The organism is Citrobacter sp. On2M, assembly GCF_018035235.1.
GTDB lineage: Bacteria > Pseudomonadota > Gammaproteobacteria > Enterobacterales > Enterobacteriaceae > Citrobacter > Citrobacter meridianamericanus.
This window is the reverse complement of sequence record NZ_WPCV01000004.1, coordinates 1,377,577-1,398,475: the sequence shown is the minus strand read 5'-3', so window position 1 is coordinate 1,398,475 and position 20,899 is coordinate 1,377,577. Positions and strand designations below refer to the sequence as shown.

Annotated in this window: 22 protein-coding genes; 11 read left to right on the top strand and 11 right to left on the bottom strand. The window is 51.9% G+C overall.

The window, feature by feature from the left end:
• Nucleotides 1-171 precede the first annotated feature (171 nt).
• Together On2M_RS16990 and pabB are read right to left on the bottom strand one after the other, a co-directional pair.
• Nucleotides 172-750 carry a CoA pyrophosphatase gene (locus On2M_RS16990; RefSeq protein WP_151219457.1) on the bottom strand — a complete coding sequence of 193 codons (579 nt, stop codon included), beginning with the start codon at nt 748-750 and terminating at the stop codon, nt 172-174.
• Between the two features lie 3 nt (nt 751-753).
• Nucleotides 754-2,115, bottom strand: coding sequence for an aminodeoxychorismate synthase component 1 (gene pabB / locus On2M_RS16985; RefSeq protein WP_210905190.1), 1,362 nt, complete (start codon nt 2,113-2,115; stop codon nt 754-756).
• An 83-nt stretch (nt 2,116-2,198) separates the two neighbouring features.
• On the opposite strand from pabB, the gene On2M_RS16980 reads away from it, so the two are divergent.
• Nucleotides 2,199-2,378 (top strand): YoaH family protein, encoded by a 180-nt coding sequence (locus tag On2M_RS16980; RefSeq protein ID WP_003020986.1) that lies wholly within the window; start codon nt 2,199-2,201, stop codon nt 2,376-2,378.
• Between the two features lie 6 nt (nt 2,379-2,384).
• On the opposite strand, the gene On2M_RS16975 is transcribed toward On2M_RS16980, so the two are convergent.
• On the bottom strand, nt 2,385-2,729 hold the full coding sequence (locus tag On2M_RS16975) for a RidA family protein (RefSeq protein ID WP_151219456.1): 345 nt from the start codon (nt 2,727-2,729) through the stop codon (nt 2,385-2,387).
• Nucleotides 2,730-2,870: 141 nt separating this feature from the next.
• On the opposite strand from On2M_RS16975, the gene On2M_RS16970 reads away from it, so the two are divergent.
• The 5 genes from On2M_RS16970 (at nt 2,871) to rnd (ending at nt 9,304) form a co-directional block, all read left to right on the top strand.
• Nucleotides 2,871-4,781 (top strand): ATP-dependent DNA helicase, encoded by a 1,911-nt coding sequence (locus tag On2M_RS16970; protein WP_210905189.1) that lies wholly within the window; start codon nt 2,871-2,873, stop codon nt 4,779-4,781.
• Nucleotides 4,782-4,839: 58 nt separating this feature from the next.
• The gene (gene tsaB / locus On2M_RS16965) at nt 4,840-5,535 is read left to right on the top strand and encodes a tRNA (adenosine(37)-N6)-threonylcarbamoyltransferase complex dimerization subunit type 1 TsaB (protein WP_040232337.1); all 696 of its coding nucleotides are present in this window, start codon (nt 4,840-4,842) and stop codon (nt 5,533-5,535) included.
• A 94-nt stretch (nt 5,536-5,629) separates the two neighbouring features.
• Nucleotides 5,630-6,214, top strand: a complete 585-nt coding sequence (locus tag On2M_RS16960) for a Slp family lipoprotein (protein WP_151219453.1) — start codon at nt 5,630-5,632, stop codon at nt 6,212-6,214.
• 204 nt (nt 6,215-6,418) lie between these two features.
• Complete coding sequence (gene fadD / locus On2M_RS16955; RefSeq protein WP_210905188.1) at nt 6,419-8,104, top strand: long-chain-fatty-acid--CoA ligase FadD; 1,686 nt, start codon at nt 6,419-6,421, stop codon at nt 8,102-8,104.
• Nucleotides 8,105-8,188: 84 nt separating this feature from the next.
• The gene (rnd, locus tag On2M_RS16950) at nt 8,189-9,304 is read left to right on the top strand and encodes a ribonuclease D (protein ID WP_151219513.1); all 1,116 of its coding nucleotides are present in this window, start codon (nt 8,189-8,191) and stop codon (nt 9,302-9,304) included.
• Nucleotides 9,305-9,353: 49 nt separating this feature from the next.
• Here the strand turns inward: rnd and On2M_RS16945 are convergent, their stop codons facing one another.
• The 4 genes from On2M_RS16945 to On2M_RS16930 all read right to left on the bottom strand — a co-directional run bounded on the left by On2M_RS16945 (nt 9,354) and on the right by On2M_RS16930 (nt 14,494).
• Nucleotides 9,354-10,319, bottom strand: a complete 966-nt coding sequence (locus tag On2M_RS16945) for a PDR/VanB family oxidoreductase (RefSeq protein WP_151225562.1) — start codon at nt 10,317-10,319, stop codon at nt 9,354-9,356.
• 70 nt (nt 10,320-10,389) lie between these two features.
• The gene (gene yeaW, locus On2M_RS16940) at nt 10,390-11,514 is read right to left on the bottom strand and encodes a carnitine monooxygenase, oxygenase subunit YeaW (RefSeq protein ID WP_151225561.1); all 1,125 of its coding nucleotides are present in this window, start codon (nt 11,512-11,514) and stop codon (nt 10,390-10,392) included.
• A gap of 44 nt (nt 11,515-11,558) precedes the next feature.
• Nucleotides 11,559-13,160, bottom strand: coding sequence for a BCCT family transporter (locus On2M_RS16935; protein ID WP_187252301.1), 1,602 nt, complete (start codon nt 13,158-13,160; stop codon nt 11,559-11,561).
• A gap of 251 nt (nt 13,161-13,411) precedes the next feature.
• Nucleotides 13,412-14,494 carry a tartrate dehydrogenase gene (locus tag On2M_RS16930; protein ID WP_210905187.1) on the bottom strand — a complete coding sequence of 361 codons (1,083 nt, stop codon included), beginning with the start codon at nt 14,492-14,494 and terminating at the stop codon, nt 13,412-13,414.
• Between the two features lie 103 nt (nt 14,495-14,597).
• Here On2M_RS16930 and On2M_RS16925 point away from each other — a divergent pair, with 103 nt between their 5' ends.
• Nucleotides 14,598-15,515, top strand: a complete 918-nt coding sequence (locus On2M_RS16925; RefSeq protein WP_151225560.1) for a LysR substrate-binding domain-containing protein — start codon at nt 14,598-14,600, stop codon at nt 15,513-15,515.
• Between the two features lie 86 nt (nt 15,516-15,601).
• Here the strand turns inward: On2M_RS16925 and minE are convergent, their stop codons facing one another.
• Genes minE through minC form a run of 3 tightly spaced genes read right to left on the bottom strand, consistent with a single transcriptional unit; the run spans nt 15,602 to nt 17,415 of the window.
• The gene (gene minE / locus On2M_RS16920) at nt 15,602-15,868 is read right to left on the bottom strand and encodes a cell division topological specificity factor MinE (protein ID WP_001185666.1); all 267 of its coding nucleotides are present in this window, start codon (nt 15,866-15,868) and stop codon (nt 15,602-15,604) included.
• A gap of 3 nt (nt 15,869-15,871) precedes the next feature.
• A complete protein-coding gene (gene minD, locus On2M_RS16915; protein ID WP_003020956.1) occupies nt 15,872-16,684 on the bottom strand; it encodes a septum site-determining protein MinD in 813 nt (270 codons plus the stop codon).
• Nucleotides 16,685-16,707: 23 nt separating this feature from the next.
• A complete protein-coding gene (gene minC / locus On2M_RS16910; RefSeq protein ID WP_187252302.1) occupies nt 16,708-17,415 on the bottom strand; it encodes a septum site-determining protein MinC in 708 nt (235 codons plus the stop codon).
• Between the two features lie 126 nt (nt 17,416-17,541).
• Here minC and On2M_RS16905 point away from each other — a divergent pair, with 126 nt between their 5' ends.
• The 3 genes from On2M_RS16905 to On2M_RS16895 all read left to right on the top strand — a co-directional run bounded on the left by On2M_RS16905 (nt 17,542) and on the right by On2M_RS16895 (nt 19,103).
• The gene (locus tag On2M_RS16905; RefSeq protein WP_151219449.1) at nt 17,542-17,835 is read left to right on the top strand and encodes a YcgL domain-containing protein; all 294 of its coding nucleotides are present in this window, start codon (nt 17,542-17,544) and stop codon (nt 17,833-17,835) included.
• 69 nt (nt 17,836-17,904) lie between these two features.
• The gene (locus On2M_RS16900) at nt 17,905-18,564 is read left to right on the top strand and encodes a fumarylacetoacetate hydrolase family protein (protein ID WP_151219448.1); all 660 of its coding nucleotides are present in this window, start codon (nt 17,905-17,907) and stop codon (nt 18,562-18,564) included.
• 92 nt (nt 18,565-18,656) lie between these two features.
• Nucleotides 18,657-19,103 carry a YcgN family cysteine cluster protein gene (locus On2M_RS16895; RefSeq protein WP_151219447.1) on the top strand — a complete coding sequence of 149 codons (447 nt, stop codon included), beginning with the start codon at nt 18,657-18,659 and terminating at the stop codon, nt 19,101-19,103.
• Nucleotides 19,104-19,132: 29 nt separating this feature from the next.
• Here the strand turns inward: On2M_RS16895 and On2M_RS16890 are convergent, their stop codons facing one another.
• Entirely contained in the window at nt 19,133-19,474 is a 342-nt protein-coding gene (locus On2M_RS16890; RefSeq protein ID WP_187258841.1) for a DUF1971 domain-containing protein, read from the bottom strand.
• 184 nt (nt 19,475-19,658) lie between these two features.
• Between On2M_RS16890 and kch the strand changes: the two genes are divergently transcribed.
• Complete coding sequence (gene kch, locus On2M_RS16885) at nt 19,659-20,831, top strand: voltage-gated potassium channel protein (RefSeq protein WP_151219445.1); 1,173 nt, start codon at nt 19,659-19,661, stop codon at nt 20,829-20,831.
• Nucleotides 20,832-20,899 lie beyond the last annotated feature (68 nt).

Sequence of the window (20,899 nt, the reverse complement as noted above, 5' to 3'; positions counted from 1 at the left end):
ACAGGGCGACTGGGGTTTCCAGTAACGATGTTATAACTGCGCATAGTGTAAGAGGGAACGCGGCGATCGGCTTAACTATTCACATGAATTAAACTAATAGATAACCGCGGTTTTGCTAATGTTGTGACCTGAATTTCAAGTTGTCTATGGAGTGCGTAAAGATAAGTATAGTCATGGCTTGACGCCAATTTGCAGCGCCAGCTCACGAATTATTCCGGCGGTCATTCCCCAGACAAAATATTGTTCATACCAGGAAAGCCAAACACGATGTGAATCGCCGCGACGGTAGATATCCAACGGGTGATAACGTCCTAAATGCAGGGCCTGCGCCAGCGGCATTTCGAACACCGCAGACACTTCATCCTCACTGGCGCGATACGGTAAATTTGGCGGGATAATACCTACCACTGGCGTGACCTGGAATCCGGTAACGCTGTCGACCGGTGGCAGCACGCCAATCACCTCAACGCAAGAAGGTGGGATCGCCACTTCTTCCTGCGCTTCACGAAGGGCGGCGGCAATCAATGAGGCATCGCTACTATCCACCGCACCGCCGGGAAAGGCGACTTGTCCGGCGTGCTTGCGCAGGTGAACGGATCGCTGGGTTAACAGTAATCCCGGTTGTGCACGACGCACGACAGGGATCAGTACGGCAGCCTGGCGCTGGTTTAACGCGGCATGATTGACCTGCGGGCGCAGGAGTTGGAAGCGCGATAAAAAGTCATCAAGCGTCAGGTTGCTGTATTCCACGTCTCAGTTCTCCAGTTGGTGCAAAATACGATTCACTTTATCAAACGTTTCCTGATACTCCGCGTCTTCCTGACTGTCTGCCACAATACCACCGCCTGCGGAGCAATAAATTTTTCCGTTTGTGGCCGTCAGCGTGCGAATGGTGATACTGGTATCCATATTGCCGCAAAAGCTCAGATAACCAATGCTGCCGCACCAGGCGTTGCGTCTTTGCGGCTCCAGTTCGTCGATAATTTCCATCGCCCTCACTTTCGGCGCGCCGGTGATGGAGCCGCCAGGGAAGGCGGCGCGAAGCAGGTCGGTGGCATGCAATGACTCTGGCAAGCGCGCGGTAATAGTGCTGACCAGATGATGAACGGCAGGGAAAGGTTCGACCACAAACAGCTGCGGAACCTGTACCGAACCCGGTGTGGCAACGCGACCAATATCGTTACGCATCAAATCAACGATCATCAGGTTTTCCGCGCGATCTTTCGGTGAATTTGCCAGTCGCTGGGCCTGCTCACGATCGGCGTTGATATCTTCAAGCCTTGGCAGCGTACCTTTAATCGGACGCGTCTGGATGTGCTGGTTCTCCAGCAGAATAAAACGTTCTGGTGAAAGGCTGAGGATTGCGCCTTCCTCAAGACGAATAAACGCGCTAAACGGGGCGCGGTTGGCGTGATTGAGTTTGACGAATGCCTGCCACTCATCGCCCTGATAATGCGCCTGAAACCGCTGGGCAAGGTTGACTTGATAACAGTCGCCGCTGTGAAGGTATCCCTGCACCTGGCGGAATTTCTCGCCGTACTGAACGCGGCTCATATTGGACTGCCATGCCGAGGTCAATGTAAATGACTCGCTGGTTGGCGGTTGTTGTGCATCGAGCCATTTCAGCCGCGCATCGACATCGGTATGGCTAAGCAGAGACACAGTCTGCAACTGATGATCGACAATCAGTGCCCAGTCGTAAATGCCTATCGCCATATCCGGCAGCGCAATATCGCATTCGGCAATAGAGGGCAGTGATTCAAAGCGTCGGCCAAGATCGTAGCCAAACAGACCTAACGCCCCGCCCTGAAACGGCAGGTCCGGGTGATAATCTGGATGAATCTTGCGTGCGTTGAGCACGGAGTGTAATACCGTCATCGGATCATCATGCGTGCGCACGAAGGTGCGTCCGTCCTGCACAACGGTCTCCTCAGCCAGCGTAACCAACGTAGCGATGGGATCCGCCACCAGAATATCAAAGCGGTTATGTGGATGGTCGGCATGACCAGAATGCAACAGCATCGCCCAGGGCAGATGGCTTAAGGTCGAAAAATAGCGTTCAGCGGCGTCCTGACGCCAGGGTAATGTGATTATTGCGGGAGATAACGTCTTCATCAGTCCTGACTCGTTGCTACTCTACTGGCTAACTGCCCGGTAGCATGAAATAATAAGCGCAGACAATTTAGCAGGAGTTAACAATGTTTGCAGGTTTACCTTCACTCAGTCATGAGCAGCAGCAAAAAGCAGTAGAGCGCATTCAGGAACTGATGTCGCAAGGGATGAGCAGCGGACAAGCTATTGCTCTGGTCGCTGAAGAGTTACGCGCCAGTCACACCGGCGAACGGATCGTGGCGCGTTTTGAAGATGAAGATGAGTAACGCCGCTTATACCGCAGCGATAATCTTGATCTCAACTTTGTATTTCGGGTTCATTAACCCGGCCTGAACGGTACAACGTACCGGCGCGTGACCCGCAACCACCCACGCGTCCCAGGCTTTGTTCATGGCAGCAAAATCACTTTTGTCTGCCAGGAATAGGGTGGCATCAAGGATACGTGACTTGTCGCTGCCCTGTTTTTCCAGCACCGCATCAATTTGCGTCAGCGTATTTGCCGTTTGCTCAAAAGCGTCTGCATCCAGATTCTCCGGCACGCCAGTGTAATACAGCGTGTTGTTGTGGATAACCACGTCGGACCAACGCGCTTCGGCATCAATGCGCACAATCGTCATAAATCATTCCTCATTTACGTTTTTTCATAATGGCTTTGGGGTGCGCCAAGACTGCCATAATGTTGTGCCCACGTCACCTCTTCAACTGGCGAAAGACCCGCTGGCCTGACATAATCCCTGTTCAAATGAACAGGGGGCAGTGTGACGGACGATTTTGCAGCAGACGGTCAGTTAGCTAAAGCGATACCAGGTTTTAAACCGCGTGAACCACAGCGGCAGATGGCCTTCGCCGTCAGTCATGCTATCGAAAAATCACAGCCGCTGGTTGTTGAAGCCGGAACCGGAACGGGTAAAACCTATGCCTATCTTGCCCCTGCACTACGCGCCGGAAAGAAGGTGATTGTCTCCACAGGCTCGAAAGCGTTGCAGGATCAGCTATACAGCCGCGATTTACCCACCGTGGCAAAAGCCCTGGCGTTCACCGGAAAACTGGCGTTGCTGAAAGGGCGTTCAAACTATCTGTGCCTTGAGCGTCTCGAACAACAGGCGCTGGCAGGCGGTGATCTGCCGGTACAAACCTTAAGTGACGTCATTTTGCTACGCTCGTGGTCAAATCAAACCCTTGATGGCGACATCAGCACCTGCGTCAGCGTGGCGGAAGATTCTCAGGCCTGGCCGCTGGTGACCAGCACAAACGATAATTGTCTTGGTAGCGACTGTCCGCTATATAAAGAGTGCTTTGTCGTTAAAGCGCGCAAGAAGGCGATGGAAGCGGATGTCGTTGTGGTGAACCATCATCTGTTTCTCGCTGATATGGTGGTGAAAGAGAGTGGGTTTGGCGAACTGATCCCGGAAGCAGAGGTGATGATCTTCGATGAAGCGCACCAGTTACCGGATATCGCCAGTCAGTACTTTGGTCAGTCGCTTTCCAGTCGCCAGCTGCTGGATCTGGCGAAAGACATCACCATTGCCTATCGCACCGAGCTGAAAGACACTCAGCAGTTGCAAAAATGCGCCGACCGACTGGCGCAAAGCGCTCAGGACTTCCGCTTGCAGTTGGGCGAACCGGGCTATCGCGGAAACCTGCGGGAACTGCTGGCCGACCAGCGCGTGCAGCGCGCATTTCTGTTGCTCGATGACACGCTTGAGCTGTGTTATGACGTGGCGAAACTGTCTCTCGGACGTTCGGCCTTGCTGGATGCCGCGTTTGAACGTGCCACGCTTTACCGTGCTCGGCTGAAGCGTCTGAAAGAGATCAACCTGCCGGGCTTCAGCTACTGGTATGAATGTACCTCCCGTCATTTCACTCTCGCGCTGACGCCGCTCACGGTGGCGGATAAATTCAAAGAAGTGATGGAGCAAAAACCGGGGTGCTGGATTTTTACCTCCGCGACGCTGTCGGTAAACGATGATCTCCATCATTTCACCGCGCGGCTGGGTATTAACGATGCCGAGTCGATGCTGTTGCCGAGTCCTTTTGATTATACCCGCCAGGCGCTGCTGTGCGTGCCGCGTAATCTCCCGCAAACTAACCAGCCGGGGGCTGCGCGGCAGTTGGCGTCCATGCTGCGTCCCATTATCGAGGCGAACAACGGTCGCTGTTTTATGCTGTGTACTTCACACGCGATGATGCGCGATCTGGCGGAACAATTCCGCGCCACCATGACGCTTCCCGTGTTGCTGCAGGGGGAAACCAGTAAAGGGCAACTGTTACAGCAGTTTGTCAGCGCAGGTAATGCGTTACTGGTTGCCACCAGCAGCTTCTGGGAAGGGGTAGACGTGCGTGGCGATACGCTATCGCTGGTGATTATCGATAAACTGCCGTTCACCTCACCGGATGACCCGCTGTTAAAGGCGCGAATGGAAGACTGCCGATTGCGCGGTGGCGATCCGTTTGAAGACGTTCAGTTGCCGGATGCGGTCATCACCCTGAAACAGGGCGTGGGGCGTCTGATTCGTGACGCTGACGATCGTGGTGTACTGGTGATTTGCGACAATCGTCTGGTGATGCGGCCTTACGGTGCCACTTTCCTTGCGAGCCTTCCGCCTGCACCGCGTACACGTGATATTGCTCGCGCTGTTCGCTTTCTTGCCGTACCAACGACTGAGTAATTTGTTACGGAGTGTGGTAAGATGCGCGCCAAATTTATTGATTTGATCACAAACACTCATGCGAATTCTGGCTATCGATACCGCCACAGAGGCGTGCTCTGTTGCCCTGTGGAATGACGGTACTATCAAGGCTCATTTCGAGCTTTGCCCACGAGAACACACCCAACGAATTTTACCGATGGTCGAGGAAATCCTGGCCGCTGGCGATCTCACGTTAACCGACATCGACGCCCTGGCGTTTGGTCGCGGTCCCGGTAGTTTCACCGGCGTCCGTATTGGGATTGGCATTGCTCAGGGGCTGGCGTTAGGCGCGAATTTACCGATGATCGGCGTCTCCACTCTTGCGACAATGGCGCAGGGAGCCTGGCGTAAATCGGGTGCTACCCGCGTACTGGCCGCGATAGACGCGCGAATGGGCGAAGTCTACTGGGCCGAATACCAGCGTGATGAGAACGGTAACTGGCACGGTGAAGAAACCGAAGCGGTGTTAACCCCTGAGCAGGTACATGAGCGTTTATTGCAGTTGTCTGGCGAGTGGGTAACGGTTGGAACGGGCTGGCCTGCCTGGCCTGAACTCGGTAAAGACAGTGGTCTGACACTCAGCGACGGTGACGTATTGCTTCCTGCGGCTGAAGATATGCTGCCTGTCGCCACGCAAATGCTGGCTGCCGGTAAGACCGTGGCGGTTGAACATGCTGAACCGGTTTATTTACGTAACACCGTGGCGTGGAAGAAACTTCCCGGAAAAGAATGAATCTTAGTAGTACATCCCCGGTTAATTTTCATCGACGTCAGTGCACAGCATTGTGAACAGGCCGGGGCAGAAGCTAAGAAAAGGGAGTCGTAATATGGCGGTGCAAAAGCAGTTATTGAAAGGTGTGTTGGCGGGCGCGTTAGCGTTAATGCTAAGCGGCTGCGTCACCATCCCGGACGCGATTAAAGGTTCGAGTCCTACGCCGCAGCAGGATCTGGTGCGGGTGATGAATGCGCCGCAGCTGTATGTCGGACAGGAAGCGCGTTTCGGCGGTAAAGTGGTCAATATTCTGAACCAGCAGGGGAAATCCCGTCTGGAAATTGCCACGGTTCCTCTTGATAGCGGGGCGCGCCCAGTGCTGGGTGAAGCCTCACGCGGGCGGATTTATGCTGATGTAAATGGCTTTCTCGACCCGGTGGATTTCCGCGGGCAACTGGTCACCGTCGTGGGGCCGATTAGCGGCACAGTGGACGGAAAAATCGGCAATACCCCGTATAAATTCATGCTGATGCAGGTAACTGGCTATAAACGCTGGCATATTACTCAGCAAATTGTGATGCCGCCTCAGCCGATCGACCCGTGGTTCTACGGTGCGCGTGGCTGGCCTTACGGTGGCTATGGCGGATGGGGATGGTACAATCCCGGTCCGGCACAGGTTCAGACCATAGTAACTGAGTAACTCTTTGTTTTATTAGTAAAAGAAACAGCGGCTCGTCCGCTGTTTCTGCATTAACGTGGATATAAGAAAAATAAATAGTGACGTGCTTCGCAACCTTGTCGTTGTGTAATAAACAAACTGGTACGCTGAGTTAATATTATGTTAACAGTTTGTTTATTGCCTGGGGTTGTGATGACGACGAATACGCATTTTAGAGGTGATGTATTGAAAAAGGTTTGGCTTAACCGTTATCCCGCTGGTGTTCCTGCGGAGATCAATCCTGACCGTTATCAATCCCTGGTGGAACTCTTTGAACACTCAGTAAGACGGTATGCCGATCAGCCCGCGTTTGTAAACATGGGGGAGGTGATGACCTTCCGCAAGCTTGAAGAGCGTAGCCGGGCGTTCGCAGCCTATTTGCAACAAGGCCTCGGGCTGAAAAAGGGCGATCGCGTCGCGCTGATGATGCCGAATCTGCTGCAATATCCGGTCGCACTGTTTGGGATTTTACGTGCTGGCATGATTGTCGTGAACGTGAACCCGCTGTACACGCCTCGCGAGCTGGAACATCAGCTTAACGACAGCGGCGCGGCGGCCATTGTCATCGTCTCTAACTTTGCCCACACGCTGGAAAAGGTGGTCGACAAAACGTCGGTGCAACACGTGATCCTGACGCGCATGGGCGATCAGCTGTCGACCGCTAAAGGGACGCTGGTTAACTTTGTCGTCAAGTATATCAAGCGCCTGGTGCCGAAATATCACCTGCCGGATGCCATTTCGTTTCGCAGTGCGCTACAAAACGGTTATCGCATGCAGTATGTGAAGCCCGAAGTAGTGTCGGAAGATCTGGCGTTCCTACAATACACTGGCGGGACAACTGGCGTGGCGAAAGGTGCGATGCTCACGCATCGCAACATGCTGGCTAACCTTGAGCAGGTTAATGCCACCTATGGTCCGTTGCTGCATCCGGGCAAAGAGCTGGTGGTGACAGCCCTACCGCTGTATCACATTTTTGCGCTGACGATGAACTGCCTGTTATTTATTGAGCTGGGTGGTCAAAACCTGCTGATTACCAACCCGCGCGATATACCCGGACTGGTAAAAGAGCTGGCGAAATATCCGTTCACTGCGATGACCGGCGTCAACACGCTGTTTAACGCACTGCTAAATAACAAAGAGTTCCAGCAACTGGACTTCTCATCACTGCACCTTTCCGCAGGCGGCGGGATGCCAGTTCAACAGGCAGTAGCTGAACGTTGGGTTAAGCTGACGGGGCAGTATCTGCTGGAAGGTTATGGCCTGACGGAGTGCGCTCCGCTGGTGAGCGTCAACCCTCACGATATCGACTACCATAGCGGCAGTATTGGGTTACCAGTTCCTTCCACCGAGGTTAAACTGGTGGATGACGACGACAACGAAGTGCCGCCGGGAGAGCCTGGCGAACTGTGCGTGAAAGGTCCGCAGGTGATGCTGGGGTACTGGCAGCGACCAGACGCCACTGACGAAATCGTCAAAGACGGCTGGCTGCATACCGGCGATATTGCGGTGATGGATGATGAAGGCTTCCTGCGTATTGTCGATCGTAAGAAAGATATGATCCTGGTGTCCGGCTTTAACGTCTATCCGAACGAAATTGAAGACGTGGTGATGCAACATCCTGGTGTGCAGGAAGTGGCTGCCGTTGGCGTTCCATCAGGCAGCAGCGGTGAAGCGGTGAAAATTTTTGTGGTGAAGAAAGACGCCTCGTTAACCGATGACGCGCTGGTCACTTTCTGCCGTCGTCACTTGACGGGCTATAAAGTACCGAAGCTGGTGGAATTTCGCGATGAGTTGCCGAAATCTAACGTCGGTAAAATTTTGCGACGAGAATTACGTGACGAAGCGCGCGCCAAAGTGGACAATAAAGGCTGAGCGTTAAGTCAGCCAGCAGAAAACGCCGGGTAATCCGGCGTTTTTTTTGCCGCAAACCAAAGAGAGCACGATTTGAATTACCAAATGATCACCACGGACGACGCGTTGGCCACGCTGTGTGAAGCCGTCCGTGAATTTCCGGCGATAGCCCTGGATACCGAATTTGTTCGCACACGCACCTATTATCCGCAGTTGGGGCTGATCCAACTGTTTGATGGCAAACACGTTGCTCTGATTGACCCTCAGGGGATCACCGACTGGTCGCCGCTGCGCGATATTCTGCGTGATACCGCCATCACCAAATTCCTGCATGCCGGCAGTGAAGACCTAGAAGTGTTTCTCAACGCTTTCGGCGAACTTCCTCAGCCGTTGATTGATACACAAATCCTCGCCGCTTTTTGCGGTCGTCCGCTGTCGTGGGGCTTCGCCTCAATGGTGGAAGAGTTTACGGGCGTGGCGCTCGACAAAAGCGAATCCCGTACCGACTGGCTGGCCAGACCATTGACCGAGCGTCAGTGCGAATACGCGGCAGCTGACGTCTGGTATCTGTTACCGATCACCACCACGCTGATGGCTGAAACCGAAGCCAGCGGCTGGCTGCCAGCCGCGCTGGATGAATGTCGCTTAATGCAGCAGCGTCGCCAGGAGATTCTGGCGCCTGAAGACGCCTGGCGCGACATCACCAACGCGTGGCAATTGCGCACCCGTCAGCTGGCCTGTTTGCAACTGCTTGCCGACTGGCGGCTGCGTAAAGCGCGCGAGCGCGATTTGGCGGTAAACTTCGTGGTGCGTGAAGAGCATCTGTGGGCGGTGGCCCGTTATATGCCGGGCAGTCTGGGCGAACTGGATAGTCTGGGGCTTTCCGGGAGCGAAATTCGCTTCCACGGCAAGACGCTGATCTCCATGGTCGAAAAAGCTCAGGCCTTACCGGAAGAGTCGCTGCCGGAGCCACTGCTGAATTTGATGGATATGCCTGGCTATCGCAAGGCGTTCAAAGCCATTAAGGCGCTGGTTGCTGAAGTGAGTGCGGAACATAATCTTAGCGTCGAGCTGCTTGCTTCGCGTCGCCAGATTAACCAGTTGCTCAACTGGCACTGGAAATTAAAGCCGCAGCAGTCTCTTCCGGAATTGATTTCCGGTTGGCGTGGCGAACTGATGTCCGATCGTCTTAACGCGCTGCTGCAGGAATATCCGCAGTAAGTTACCAGACTTGCCGGGTCGCGCCATGGTTGACCCGGCCTGCATAACGCTACAAATCCAGCACCAGGCGTTTACCTTTCGCGCGCGAACAGCAGATGAGCATACTTTGCTGGCTGGCTTTTTCGTCGTCGCTGAAATATTGATCGCGGTGATCGGCTTCCCCTTCTAGAATCGTTGTTTCACATGTGCCGCAAACGCCTTCCCGGCACAGGCACTCCACGCGTGCGGCTTTGTTATGTTCGATAACTTGCAAAATGGTCATCTCTTCCGGGACCACAAATTCGCGCCCGGAACGCGCCAGAACCAGGGTGAAGGCGTCACCGCTTTTGTCTTCCGCGGCGAATTGTTCAAAATGTAGCGTATTGTTGTCCACCCCGAAGCGGGAAGCGGCTTCTCTGACGGCATCGTTGAGAACCGCAGGGCCACAGGTGTAGATATGCGTGCCGGGTTCAACATCGGCCAGCAGACGCGCTAAATCAAGACGTGTACCTGCGCTTGACAAGTGCAGATGAATGCGTGCGGCACTCGGGTGCTGCACGAGTTCGTCATGAAACGCGCAGTTATCCCGGCCAGGAGAACAATAGTGCAATTGCCATTGCGCCTGAGCATGCTCAAGCTCCGGGATCTGCGATAAAAACGGTGTGATCCCAATGCCTCCGGCAATCAACAGATGTTTTTGTGCCTGAGGGGCGAGGGCGAAGAGATTGTTTGGTGTGGAGATCGTGAGCGTATCGCCGGGTTTCACGTTTTGATGCAGATAGCGTGAGCCGCCTTTGGACGCCTCCTCCAGCCTTACGGCGATTTGATAAGCGCGCGTATCGCGTGGCGAACTTATCAACGAGTACGCATTGCTGTACAGGTTATCGCCATCTTGCATTTGCACAATAATATGGCTGCCTCCCGTAAACGCAGGCAATGGTTCATCTGAGGTCGCCGTTAAGGTGAAGCGCTTTACCTGCGCGGTAATTGTCTCAATCCGGCTAACGCGGACGTCTCGCATTTGATACTCTGACATTGCGGCACTCCCTAAAAAATCCGTCCGGCGCGGAGCAACGATGCGCCGGAACCTGTCGTTACAGCCCTGGTTATTCCTGAAACACCTGGGCAACCAGATTATGGAAATGGGCAATGCCATGTTCGGAGATACCGCTGCCGCTGGTGTCCGCCATAATGCGTCCCTGACCGCGATAACCCCGCGATTTCAACCCTTTTTGTACGCTTTCAACCAGACGCAAATCTTCCGGGCGAAAGACATTGCGATACCATTCGATCAGTTGTTTCTGTTCCTCGGTCAGCTCTTCGTTGGTGAAGTAGATGTCATAGTTTTGCAGCGTCGTTTCCGCATCCACCGGGAATTCGTAGATCACGGTCATCATACCTTTGATTGGCGTGACGTTGAGCATAGTGCAAGGCCACAGCCAGAAACCGTGGAAGGCGGCATCAACACCTTCTTCGAACTTGAATGACTGCTCCGAAGGTTTGGCGAAACCATATTGCAGCGTCCAGTTGCCGTGCATGGTGTGCCAGTAACGGTCAACCTGAACCGAGTCGGAAAAACCAGGGTGAGCAGGGCCGCAGTGGTAGCACTCCAGATAGTTATCGACAATATTCTTCCAGTTGGCCGGAGTTCGGGTCGTAAAGCGTGCAGCCAGTTTCAGGTCGTGTACGTCAGGGCAGGCTTCGATAACTTTGTCTGCAAGACCTGGGAGTTGTTCTTCCACGCTGCCCGCGTTCGGGTCCATATTGATAAATACGAATCCGGCATATTCTTCCAGACGTACCGGGGTGAGGTGCGCTTTCTCGCTGTCGAAGTTGGCGACGTTTTCGCAGTTACGCGCGTGCGCCAGATTGCCGTCAAGTTTGAACGCCCAGGCGTGGTAAGGGCAGGTAATCACATTTTTCGCTTTGCCTTCGCCGCTTAATAACTGGTGACCACGATGCGGGCAGACGTTGTAGAATGCGCGCAGTACGTTGTCGCGCCCACGTACCAGCACGATGTTCTCACCAATGACTTCGCGGGTTACATAGTCATTAGGTTTCGCCAGTTCGCTACTGTGGGCGACGCAAATCCAGCTTTTAGCAAACACCTTTTCTTGTTCGTGCTCGAAAGCCTGATGGTCGGTATAGAACCGGGCCGGGATAGTCCATGCGTCCTGTGGGTTGGCACAGAAATTTTGCGGCAGAATAAACTCAGGGTTCAGATTGCTCATTGGAATACCTTTAATTTGTGAGTAAGAGGATTTTGTACTGGCGCTTAATTGTCGCCTTTGAGTAGTGTCCCGGCCGGTGGCGCAACGGGGAGGGTAACGGGTACTTCAGGAAGATGACTTTCAATTTGATGCGCAGGAATATGGGCATAGTCCTGCCGTACCCAGCGAAGAAAACCGCCAACTTTCACCAACAGGATGGCGAGGAAGGGAAGCGCAGTCAGAACCACCGTGGTCTTCATGGTTTCCAGGGACGCGCCGGTGAATAGAATCGATAACGGAATCAGCGTGATGACCACACACCAGAACAAACGTAAGCTACGGTCTGGATCGTCGCCCTCCTGCAGGTTGCGCGTGCTGGTAGCTGCCATGGTATAGGCGACGGCATCCATGTGCGAGGCGAGGAAGATAATCATAATCGCCAGATACGCCACCAGGAACAATTTCCCGGCAGGCAACGACATCAACACTTGCTGTACGGCCGTTTCACCACCCAACGTCGCCATTACCTGCGGCACGTCTATTACGCCGTTTACAAACTGATGAATAGAGTAGCTTTCCATCACACCAAAGAAGAACCAGCAACCGACGGTACTCCCCAGGATTAATGCCCAGATAACCTCTTTAATTTTGCGACCGCGGGACACGCGTGTGACAAACATCGCGACGCCCGGGGTGTAGGAGATCCACCACAGCCAGTAAAATACTGTCCAGTTACGAGTGAATTCACCGTTGCCGAGTGGGTCGGTGAACAGGCTCATCTGCAAAAAGTTTTGTGTCGTCAGTCCAATCGCGTTGATGATGTTGTTGGTGATGAACTCGGTCGGGCCAACAATCAGCACCAAAAGCGGCAGTAAAAACGCGCCCCAGCCGACCATTTTGCTCAGACGTTGCAAACCGTTGTTGATGCCAATCCAGGAGCTCAGGCAGAAAATGCCGCCAGAGAACAGGATCACAAACGCCTGCACCGTGAAGTTATCCGGTAAACCCGTCAGGGCTGACAAACCGCGGGTAAAGGTGGCTGCGGTGACGACAAGGGAGATGGTTAATGCGCCAACGGTGGCGATCAGGAACATCAGGTCAACCACACGTCCCCACACGCCCTGCGGATGCACACCCGTGATGGCGGCGATAATTCCCGACAGGCTCAGCCCTTTGTTTTTACGCACATGAAAGTGGTAGGCCATGGTTAATGAGGCCAGCGTGTAGGTCGCCCAGGCGCTGATCCCCCAATGAAAAAAGGAGTAAGGCAGACTGAATTCCAATGCTTTTTGCGAGTGTGGCGCAATATTGAGACCTGGGGTCTGGTAATAATAGGCCCACTCGGCTACGCCCCAGTAGAGCGTGGAGGAGCCTAATCCAGCACAAATAAACATAAACAGCCAGGACAGCGTGCTGTATTCCGCTTTGCCTTCTCCGAGACGAATATTGCCGTATTTGCTGGTGGCCAGCCAGACCACCAACCCCATGGCCATGAGAACGAGGATTTGTACGGCGGAACCCAGCATTCGGGTCACGCCGTTAAAAATGGTATTTGCAACTTGCGCAGACTGCTGAGGGAAGAGACTAAGTGTGGCGGCGATAAAAAGAATAGCCACCAGGCTGATGGCTATCAGCGGCACGTCTTTTTTCTTTACGTTGCTCAACATGGGATCTCCTGGGCACGGTTGCCCGCGTTTGGCATTAGCCTGTCGTTGTTATCATGCTGTAGGGAATTAGCGACCTTGTATTTAACAATTTAATTATTTGTTCTTTACATGAATTAAACAATTGCCCAATGCGTGAAGCAATAAAACACGGAACGGAAATAATAAAAGGTGAATTGACGCAGGTTATTGGCTTCGTAAAAAGCATAAAAAAACCGCGTCAGTGACGCGGCTCATATTTCGTGGTTTGACCTCTAACGCAGTGCCCGACAGATGGCCTCAGCAACCTGTTGTGTGGTGGCGCTGCCTTTCATATCCGGCGTTTTTGGGCCGCTGGCGATGACCTGCTCAATCGCCGCCAGAATGCCGTCGTGGGCGGCTTTATAGTTGGCATCACCGTTGCCAAGGAAGTCCAGCATCATGGCACCAGCCCAGATAGTGGCAATAGGATTGGCAATGTTTTTGCCGTAAATATCGGGGGCTGAACCGTGTACCGGCTCGAACAGGGAGGGGAAGGTGCGCTCCGGGTTTAAGTTGGCAGAAGGCGCAATACCAATCGTTCCGGTACAGGCCGGACCGAGATCGGAAAGGATATCGCCAAACAGGTTGGAGGCGACCACAACATCAAAACGCTCTGGCTGCATCACAAAGCGAGCGCACAGTATATCGATATGCTGTTTATCCCAGCGGATCTCGGGATAGTTAGCCGCCATGGCTTCAACGCGCTCGTCCCAGTATGGCATGCTGATAGCCAGGCCATTGGATTTGGTCGCCGAGGTCAGGGTCTTACGCGGGCGGTTTTGCGCCAGCTCGAAAGCGTAACGCAATATACGATCCACGCCACGACGAGTGAAGACCGATTCCTGAATAACCATCTCTTGTTCGGTTCCTTCGCTCACGCGTCCGCCGAGCGAAGAGTATTCTCCCTCGGTGTTCTCGCGTACCACATAAAAATCAATGTCGCCAGGCTGCTTACCTGCCAGCGGGCAAGGGACGCCCGGAAACAGACGCACCGGACGCAGGTTGACGTACTGGTCGAATTCGCGTCGAAACTTAAGCAGCGATCCCCATAATGAGATGTGATCCGGGACAGTGTCCGGCCAGCCAACGGCGCCAAAATAGATAGCATCAAAGGATTGTAGTTGCTCATGCCAGTCATCGGGCATCATATTTCCATGATGGGTATAGTACTCGCAGCTGGCCCATTCCATTTGCTCAAAGCTGAGCGACAAACCCCAGCGCTCGGCGGCTGCTTGTAACACATGAATGCCTTCAGGCAGGACTTCTTTACCAATGCCATCTCCGGGGATAGCGGCAATACGACAGGTTTTCTTCATAGCAGCTCTCACTTGTACGCCATCAAAATTGACTTTCCCCTTATCCTATAATTGACTGATTAATAGTTAATCCCCCTAACTGGTGAAACATAAAACACAGATCATGAATAATCTGCCGCTGCTAAATGATTTACGCGTCTTTATGCTGGTTGCTCGTCGAGCAGGATTTGCCGCCGTTGCCGAAGAGCTGGGCGTATCACCTGCCTTTATCAGTAAGCGAGTTGCTCTATTGGAGCAGACGCTGAATGTAGTGCTGCTGCACCGGACTACTCGGCGCGTAACCATCACGGAAGAGGGGGAGCGGATCTACGAATGGGCGCAGCGGATCCTGCAGGATGTTGATCAGATGATGGATGAACTGTCTGATGCCAGGCAGATCCCACAAGGAATGTTACGAATTATCAGTAGCTTTGGTTTTGGCCGCCGGGTGGTGGCTCCGGCGCTGTCTGCGCTGGCAAAAGAGTACCCGCAGTTAGAACTGAGGTTCGATGTTGAAGACCGCCTGGTGGATATGGTGAATGAGGGGGTCGATCTTGATATTCGTATCGGTGATGATATCGCACCTAACCTGATTGCCCGCAAACTGGCGACTAACTACCGTATTTTGTGCGCCTCGCCAGAGTTTGTGGCACAGCATGGGACGCCGAAACAACTAACCGATCTCGCCACTTTTCCCTGTCTGGTCATTAAAGAGCGCGACCATCCGTTTGGTATCTGGCAAATGCGTAATAAAGAGGGCGCTCACTCCATTAAGGTGACAGGGCCTCTGTCGTCTAACCATGGTGAAGTGGTACATCAGTGGTGTCTTGATGGTCAGGGAATTGCTTTACGTTCCTGGTGGGATGTTTGTGACAATATAGCCAGCGGACATCTGGTGCATATATTGCCAGAGTATTATCAACCCGCCAATATTTGGGCAGTTTATGTTTCTCGGCTGGCGACATCGGCAAAAATCCGTATTACCGTTGAATATTTGCGCCGCTATTTTTCCGAAAACTACCCAAAGTTTACGTTGGAATAAATGCGCAACATGTTGGCAAGAAACTGAAAATAAAAAGGCAGAATAATCTGCCTTTTTTGCAACCATGACTGTACTGAGCAAAGCGGTTATTTAGACTCTTCGGCTTCTGGTAATGTCACGTTAAGTTCGAGGATAGAAATATCGCCGTCTTTTTGCTCAAGCTGTACCGTGACCATTTCAGGATCAATTTGTACATACTTGCAGATAACCTCGAGAATATCTTTCCTCAGTTGCGGTAAATAATGTGGCTCGGCGTCACTACGACGACGTTCCGCAACAATAATCTGCAGTCGCTCTTTAGCGATGTTCGCTGTGCTCTTTTTCCGCGAGAGAAAAAAATCCAGTAATGCCATAACTTATCCTCCGAACAGGCGTTTGAGGAAACCTTTCTTCTCTTCTTCAATGAAGCGGAAAGGACGTTCTTCTCCCAACAGACGGTCTACGGTATCAGCATAGGCTTTACCGGCATCAGCATTGATGTCGAGAATAACCGGCTCACCCTGGTTAGACGCGCGCAGGACTGACTGATCTTCAGGAATCACGCCAACCAACTTGATTCGCAGAATTTCCAGTACGTCTTCCATGCTCAGCATGTCACCTTTATTTACGCGCCCAGGGTTGTAGCGCGTCAGCAACAAATGCTCTTTAATCGGATCTTCACCGTTTTCCGCACGACGAGATTTCGACGCCAGAATACCCAGAATACGGTCAGAGTCACGTACAGAGGAGACTTCCGGGTTAGTGGTGATAATCGCTTCATCGGCAAAATACAGGGCCATCAGCGCACCGGTTTCAATACCCGCCGGGGAGTCGCAGACGATGAAGTCAAATTCCATCGTTTTCAGGTCGTCCAGAACTTTCGCGACGCCTTCACGCGTCAGCGCGTCTTTATCACGAGTCTGTGAGGCCGGAAGAATAAAGAGATTTTCGGTACGCTTATCTTTGATTAACGCCTGATTTAACGACGCATCGCCCTGAATAACGTTGACGAAGTCGTAAACGACGCGGCGTTCACAACCCATAATCAGATCGAGGTTACGCAGGCCGATATCAAAATCAATAACGACAGTTTTCTTTCCCTTCTGGGCCAAACCTGTAGCGATGGCCGCGCTGGAGGTGGTTTTGCCAACGCCCCCTTTACCCGAAGTAACAACAATAATGCGTGCCATAGAAATTCCTTGTTAAAAAGGGATCAATTCAACGGTTGAACTGTCAAAGCGTTTTCTGCTAATTGCAGACGGGCCGCTTTGCCATAAAATTCTGCTGGGATTTTATCACTCAGCCAATAAACACCTGCGATAGACACCAGTTCTGCCGTCAGATGGGTACAAAAAATTTGTGCTTCCCGATCGCCGCTTGCACCTGCCAGCGCACGGCCTCTCATCATGCCATAAACATGAATATTGCCATCAGCGATAAGCTCTGCGCCCGCACTGACGTGGCTTGTAACAATCAGATCACATTGTGGAGCATAAATGCGCTGACCGGAACGAACCGGCACATTTATTAATCGTGTTTTTGTGATGGGAGTAACGTTTTGCGGCGCTGCGACGGGGGGCGAAGCCTCAATGGGAGCTGAACGAATCGCTTTTTCTTTACCTTCAGTCAGTAAAGGAAGACCCATTTCGTCGATTTCAGCTTTGAGTCTGGCGTCTTTGCATCCGCTAACGCCGATAATGCGCAATCCGGTAGACGCGACAACTTTCTGCAGCGCTGGCCAGTTTACCGGGCTTTCAAGACCACTCACGTTAACTACGACGGGAGCATGTTTTAAAAAAGCCGGTGCCTGCGCGATTTTGTCTTCCAACGCCTGACGAATAACCTCGGGTTCTGCTTCATGTAAATGAACCACTGATAAGGTGAAGCTACTGCCTTTAAGCTCGATTGGCGTGTTTGACATCCTGGCCTTACTCAATTTGCTATTTATCATCCCCAGCGCGGGGTGATATTCCGAAGACTATAAGGCATGTTATAGTCAGTATTATATTGAGGCAAGCCACCATTCCGTGAATTCAGAGTAAAAGATATGTTTTGTGTGATCTACCGAAGCAGCAAACGTGACCAGACCTATTTATATGTCGAAAAAAAAGACGATTTTTCACGCGTTCCTGAAGAACTGATGAAAGGATTTGGTCAACCGACGCTGGCAATGATGTTGCCGCTTGATGGCCGTAAAAAACTGGTTAATGCCGATCTTGAAAAAGTAAAACAGGCCTTAACCGAGCAGGGCTATTATTTACAAATACCACCGCCGCCAGAAGATTTACTCAAACAGCATCTGGCCACGGCAAAACAAAATATACCAGACGCTAAAGGCTAAACTGCATCCGGCAGCAGCACGTTCCATCGATGCAGTACCTGAAATCTATGACTACGTTAGGGGAAAGTAATGTATCAACATCACAACTGGCATGGTGCTCTGCTGGATTATCCGGTGAGTAAGGTGGTTTGCGTGGGCAGTAACTATGCCAAACACATCCAGGAAATGGGCAGTGCGACGCCGGAAGAACCGGTTCTGTTTATTAAACCGGAAACCGCGCTGTGTGATTTACGCCAGCCGCTGGTGATCCCATCCGATATGGGGGCGGTTCACCATGAGGTTGAGCTGGCCGTACTGATTGGCGCGACCTTACGTCAGGCGACCGAAGAACATGTGCGTAAAGCCATCGCTGGCTATGGCGTAGCGCTGGATCTGACTCTGCGCGATATTCAGGGGAAAATGAAGAAAGCGGGGCAGCCGTGGGAAAAAGCGAAAGGTTTTGATAACTCTTGTCCGCTGTCGGGGTTTATTCCGGTGGCGGAGTTTAACGGCGATCCGCAGGATACGATGCTCGGGTTGACGGTAAACGGCGAACAGCGCCAGCATGGCTCCACGGCGGAGATGATCCATCACATCGTTCCTTTGATTGCCTATATGAGCCGTTTCTTTACTCTCAAAGCGGGCGATGTTGTGCTTACGGGAACGCCAGCAGGCGTCGGGCCGCTGCATAATGGTGACGAACTGGAAGTCAATTTCAACGGTTATACGTTATCCACCCGCGTACTGTAAATCCTCATTGCCGCCTTTTCGGGCGGCAAAACTTGCATCAGCGTGCCAGACTGGTTATAAGGTGCAACCTGATTTTTGATGTGGACATCCCGATGAGCGAATTACCTTTCTGGCAAAGTAAAACCCTTGATGAAATGACCGACGCCGAATGGGAGTCGTTGTGCGACGGCTGCGGACAGTGCTGTCTGCACAAGTTGATGGATGAAGACACCGATGAAATTTACTTCACCAACGTTGCCTGTAAGCAGCTCAATATCAAAACTTGCCAGTGCCGTAACTATGAGCGTCGCTTCGAGTATGAACCTGATTGCATCAAACTCACGCGTGATAATCTGCCCACTTTTGAATGGTTGCCGATGACTTGCGCTTATCGTCTGCTCGCTGAAGGGAAAGGGCTGCCGGAGTGGCATCCGCTGCTGACGGGTTCAAAAGCGGCGATGCACGGTGAACGTATTTCAGTCCGTCATATAGCGGTGAAAGAATCGGAAGTGCGTGACTGGCAGGATCATATCCTGAACAAACCATCATGGGCGGACTAAGCCGCCCATCGACTAACCGGCGTTGAGGGTTAAGACTTTTTCGCCTGATACATCTCATCGGAGTGGTTATCATCTTCCACCCAGAAGTTAATGTTGAATTGCGCATCGTCGCTTAATTCAACGCGATGCCAGTACTGCGGTGGACTGGTCGCAAATTGACCGGCATTAATCACCACTTTCACTTCAGGCACTTTTGCGTCTTCATTAGCAAAGCCATAATACGTTACCGTACCTTCCATCACGCAGAGCTGCCCAAAGACGCCCTCTGCGGTGTTGTGGTGAGACAACAGTGCTGCCGGGACGTTATCTTTGGTGAAGAAGGGAGTAGAGCGTTTTACTTTCCAGGTTGCCGGGATGCGTAAATGGGACATAAGACATCTCCTTAATGTGGCATCTATAAGATGCATTAAATATGCATCTTATAGATGCCAGCAAGCAATGTCCAAGCGCTGTTTTTCATTGCATAGGCGGTTAGAAAAAGGAGCTTGTGCTTGAGATGAAGGTCTGGTTGGCATACCCTCCATTCTCATTTTTGAGGTTTTCTGGAGATTTTCGATGAAAACACTTTCTACCAGACTCAAATTTTTGTCTGTTTTCCTTACACCCAACTTGTGGCTTGCGACGCTGACGCTGTTTATTGGCAGCGTATTTCTCAGGCCACTCTTGACTCAGGTCTGGCATTTTTTGTTGCAGTCCACCGGACAGTTTTCTGGCTGGAAAGAGATTATCTCCACATTAGGGTTATTAACGCTACCGCAGGTGATGCTTGGCATTGCGATAGTGCTCATGAGTATCGGACTTTTTTTGCGTGCCAGAGTGGCATGGACGTTTACAATAATTCTTCTTATTGCCATAAGTCTTTTCAGCTTTTTAATGCCGAACAGTTCTTATCATATTGGGTTGCTGTCGGTAGTGGACTGTCTTTTTCTAATTTGGTTCTGGCGTGTTTTTAACCAGTCCAGCCTGGCTGCTGGAACACTGTTCGCGTTAGTGAGCTTCGTTTCGCTACTGCTTTATGCACTTTGTGGGTCACTCTATTTAGGAGAGGAGTTCAGGCCAGTAATAAGTGAGTTATCTGATGCGCTGTATTTTTCAACAGTAAGCATGTCCACTGTGGGTTATGGAGATATTGTTCCGGTAACATCGACTGCCCGACTATTTACAGTATCGATCATTATTCTCGGCATCACCGTCTTCGCAACTTCGATCAGTGCTATAATCGGTCCAATGCTCGGAGGGAACCTCCGGCGTATGATTAAAGGAAGAATTTCACACGTGATGCGTAAAAACCATATCATTATTATTGGCACTACCCCGCTTGCTGTCAGTGTTTATCATGGGCTTTGCGAACAAAATGAGAAGGTCACCGTAATAGTGCCTCCGGGCATTCCTCATGACTATCCAGAAAATGCTGACGTGATTGTTGGTGATCCATCTGATAATAAAGCGCTCAATAGTGCTGAAGCCGATAAGGCACGCTATATACTGGTTTTGCGCGATGATGACTCAGACAATGCTTTTATTGTGCTGGCGGCTAAAGAACTGGTCGGTAGTACAACAAAAATAATTGCTCTGGTGAATTCTGATGCGAACCTCAGCAAAATGAAACGAGTTCAGCCTGATATTATTTTTTCTTTACAAACACTTGCAAGAGAAATGCTGTTGCGGAAATTGAATGGTGAAAAAACAGACAACGCGAATCTTATGGATTTGCTTTTTCAGGAGTGAATATCTGCTACAAAAGCCAGGGCGCTTCCCTTCGTCGCGTTGTTTACTGTCAATCAGGGGGTAATTTT

What these genes read in the sequence shown, in the direction of transcription:
- pabB (WP_210905190.1), bottom strand. Translation starts at nt 2,115, where the DNA reads ATGAAGACGTTATCTCCCGCAATAATCACATTACCCTGGCGTCAGGAC.
- On2M_RS16980 (WP_003020986.1), top strand. Translation starts at nt 2,199, where the DNA reads ATGTTTGCAGGTTTACCTTCACTCAGTCATGAGCAGCAGCAAAAAGCA.
- On2M_RS16975 (WP_151219456.1), bottom strand. Translation starts at nt 2,729, where the DNA reads ATGACGATTGTGCGCATTGATGCCGAAGCGCGTTGGTCCGACGTGGTT.
- tsaB (WP_040232337.1), top strand. Translation starts at nt 4,840, where the DNA reads ATGCGAATTCTGGCTATCGATACCGCCACAGAGGCGTGCTCTGTTGCC.
- On2M_RS16960 (WP_151219453.1), top strand. Translation starts at nt 5,630, where the DNA reads ATGGCGGTGCAAAAGCAGTTATTGAAAGGTGTGTTGGCGGGCGCGTTA.
- rnd (WP_151219513.1), top strand. Translation starts at nt 8,189, where the DNA reads ATGATCACCACGGACGACGCGTTGGCCACGCTGTGTGAAGCCGTCCGT.
- On2M_RS16945 (WP_151225562.1), bottom strand. Translation starts at nt 10,319, where the DNA reads ATGTCAGAGTATCAAATGCGAGACGTCCGCGTTAGCCGGATTGAGACA.
- yeaW (WP_151225561.1), bottom strand. Translation starts at nt 11,514, where the DNA reads ATGAGCAATCTGAACCCTGAGTTTATTCTGCCGCAAAATTTCTGTGCC.
- On2M_RS16935 (WP_187252301.1), bottom strand. Translation starts at nt 13,160, where the DNA reads ATGTTGAGCAACGTAAAGAAAAAAGACGTGCCGCTGATAGCCATCAGC.
- On2M_RS16930 (WP_210905187.1), bottom strand. Translation starts at nt 14,494, where the DNA reads ATGAAGAAAACCTGTCGTATTGCCGCTATCCCCGGAGATGGCATTGGT.
- On2M_RS16925 (WP_151225560.1), top strand. Translation starts at nt 14,598, where the DNA reads ATGAATAATCTGCCGCTGCTAAATGATTTACGCGTCTTTATGCTGGTT.
- minE (WP_001185666.1), bottom strand. Translation starts at nt 15,868, where the DNA reads ATGGCATTACTGGATTTTTTTCTCTCGCGGAAAAAGAGCACAGCGAAC.
- minD (WP_003020956.1), bottom strand. Translation starts at nt 16,684, where the DNA reads ATGGCACGCATTATTGTTGTTACTTCGGGTAAAGGGGGCGTTGGCAAA.
- minC (WP_187252302.1), bottom strand. Translation starts at nt 17,415, where the DNA reads ATGTCAAACACGCCAATCGAGCTTAAAGGCAGTAGCTTCACCTTATCA.
- On2M_RS16905 (WP_151219449.1), top strand. Translation starts at nt 17,542, where the DNA reads ATGTTTTGTGTGATCTACCGAAGCAGCAAACGTGACCAGACCTATTTA.
- On2M_RS16900 (WP_151219448.1), top strand. Translation starts at nt 17,905, where the DNA reads ATGTATCAACATCACAACTGGCATGGTGCTCTGCTGGATTATCCGGTG.
- On2M_RS16895 (WP_151219447.1), top strand. Translation starts at nt 18,657, where the DNA reads ATGAGCGAATTACCTTTCTGGCAAAGTAAAACCCTTGATGAAATGACC.
- On2M_RS16890 (WP_187258841.1), bottom strand. Translation starts at nt 19,474, where the DNA reads ATGTCCCATTTACGCATCCCGGCAACCTGGAAAGTAAAACGCTCTACT.
- kch (WP_151219445.1), top strand. Translation starts at nt 19,659, where the DNA reads ATGAAAACACTTTCTACCAGACTCAAATTTTTGTCTGTTTTCCTTACA.